The 622-nt window shown below is 48.2% G+C and carries 1 protein-coding gene and 1 pseudogene; one reads left to right on the top strand and one right to left on the bottom strand.

Features of this window, described 5'->3' with window-relative positions; translation table 11 throughout:
• Window positions 1–361, bottom strand: a pseudogene (locus A3750_RS04020) (hypothetical protein); the annotation flags it as partial.
• Window positions 362–377: 16 nt separating this feature from the next.
• Here A3750_RS04020 and A3750_RS04015 point away from each other — a divergent pair.
• Window positions 378–584, top strand: coding sequence for an FAD-binding oxidoreductase (locus A3750_RS04015; RefSeq protein ID WP_068455810.1), 207 nt, complete (start codon window positions 378–380; stop codon window positions 582–584).
• Window positions 585–622: the final 38 nt, after the last annotated feature.

Here is a 622-nt window from a genome sequence, read left to right as displayed (position 1 = left end):
TCAGCAACACTACTCCAAGAATGACTCCGATCACGATGCTGGTTTGGCGAAGTGCCACCAAATATGAAACATTCTCAGTACCATGCATTGCGATCAAAACCATCGTGTACGTGAGGGTCATAATAAGTGCAGTTGCGCCGGTCATTCGTTTCTTTGAATCAATAACGTCTCGCCAATTCTTTCTCTCAGACTTAAGAGTTAGTGAATAGAGGCAAAGCACAGTAGAAGACGCGGCAGAGAGACACCACATATACAAGGTTGATTGAATATAATTCGGCTCATTTAACTCTGGGTGGATTGATAGTCTCGTCAGTACTGATTGGTCAATTAATGTATAGCCGGTTGTGCCTAGTGCCGCCATAAGAGCGCTTGAGCGAGTGCCGGGTGTTTTCGTTGGTACCGGTTGCAATGGATCGGGGATAGCGATGAGTGCGGGGTATGGCAGAGTATTAGCTGAGCTTGCTAGCGGACAGCGGCCTTACATTGATATTGAACAATACCGGCCAGAGCGCGACGCGCTTGCCGACCCGGCTAATTCAATGTTTCGCAAGGCATGTGCGATGTCTCGAGCGGCAAAACGCTAACTCAACACTGCCGCTGTAATCCCGATTGCACCATAATT

The organism is Oleiphilus sp. HI0079 (genome assembly GCF_001635105.1).
The sequence above is the reverse complement of the archived record's forward strand: the minus strand, read 5'-3'. Positions and strand labels throughout refer to the sequence as shown.